Here is a 1,254-nt window from a genome sequence, read left to right as displayed (position 1 = left end):
TGCTGCGGGCGTACGCCGATGGCCACTTTACTCGATGGAAAACGGATCTGGGCAGAAAAGAATCTGAACCAGATGTAATCTGACAGACACCTGTATAAATAATCGGTAACTGTCAGATCAGGTCTGAGCTAGTACAAATTAGGCAACCCGAGGCGCACTATCAGGTCAAGTTCCGTCTCAATCCAGTCGATGTGCCCTTCTTTATCGGCCAGGATTTCAATCAGCAAATCGTGGCTGACATAATCGCGCACCGAATCCATATACGCGATCCCCTCGCGCAAATCCTTGGCGCCATCCAACTCCAGTTTCAGGTCAGAACGCAGTATCTCTTCAACATCTTCGCCAATATTGAGTTTGCCAGGATCTTGCAGGTTGGGAACCCCTTCAAGAAACAGGATACGCTCGATATAACGGTCGGCATGTTTCATTTCATCGATGGATTCGTGCTGGTCAAGACGGGTCAGTCCCCAGTTTTTAGACATACGGGCATGCAAAAAGTACTGGTTAATAGCAACCAGTTCATTAACCAGCAACTTATTTAGATGTGATATGACTTTTTTATCGCCTTTCATGACATTGCTCCTTCGCTCCAGGTCTTAAAAGTGTAGAACCGGAGGGGGGAGAGCCAACGAAATCGCCTACATTTTGTACGGTTTCATTAAAAGCGTCGATTACGCAACGTCTGAGATGGTTGACAACATCGCCTGCTCTTCTTCCATAATCAGGCGAGCCTGGCGAATACACTTGCCGCAGTCACTGCCAATAGGCATTAACTGGCGCAATTGATTGAGCGAGCGGGGTTGATGCTGGCGAACGGAGTGCCGAATAACTTTATCGGAAATGGCATTACACATACATACAAGATAACTCATTTTCTCAGTCGCGGAACCACACCCTCTTTCGTTGCTACCTTCCGCACGGCAGTCGCAAAAGTGACTACAAAACAGTAAATGAGAGTGTGAATAAGAATGGTCTCCATTTCAATTACAGTTTTGTCAACGCCATAAAAAAGGACACCGAAGTGTCCTTTTTCTTACGCTATCGCTAGCGCACGGGTGTTACTCGCGTATTGGCGATTAAGCCATAACTTTAGCAACAACGCCCGCACCAACAGTACGGCCGCCTTCACGGATTGCGAAACGCAAACCGTCGTCCATCGCGATCGGGTGGATCAGGGTAACAACCATTTTGATGTTGTCGCCCGGCATTACCATTTCAACGCCTTCCGGCAGTTCGATGGTGCCCGTTACGTCA

2 protein-coding genes and 1 pseudogene are annotated in these 1,254 nt (G+C 48.0%); all 3 read right to left on the bottom strand.

What is annotated here, in order from left to right; genetic code table 11:
* Nucleotides 1–128: 128 nt before the first annotated feature.
* Nucleotides 129–572, bottom strand: a complete 444-nt coding sequence (gene bfr, locus QZ506_RS11955) for a bacterioferritin (protein WP_291971306.1) — start codon at nt 570–572, stop codon at nt 129–131.
* 99 nt (nt 573–671) lie between these two features.
* On the bottom strand, nt 672–872 hold the full coding sequence (gene bfd / locus QZ506_RS11950; RefSeq protein ID WP_291971304.1) for a bacterioferritin-associated ferredoxin: 201 nt from the start codon (nt 870–872) through the stop codon (nt 672–674).
* A gap of 204 nt (nt 873–1,076) precedes the next feature.
* Nucleotides 1,077–1,254: pseudogene (tuf, locus tag QZ506_RS11945) on the bottom strand (elongation factor Tu); the annotation flags it as partial.

The sequence above is a fragment of the Candidatus Symbiopectobacterium sp. genome (assembly GCF_020054415.1).
Taxonomy (GTDB): Bacteria; Pseudomonadota; Gammaproteobacteria; order Enterobacterales; family Enterobacteriaceae; genus Symbiopectobacterium.
This window is presented reverse-complemented; position numbering and strand designations above follow the sequence as displayed.

What these genes read in the sequence shown, in the direction of transcription:
- bfr (WP_291971306.1), bottom strand. Translation starts at nt 572, where the DNA reads ATGAAAGGCGATAAAAAAGTCATATCACATCTAAATAAGTTGCTGGTT.
- bfd (WP_291971304.1), bottom strand. Translation starts at nt 872, where the DNA reads ATGAGTTATCTTGTATGTATGTGTAATGCCATTTCCGATAAAGTTATT.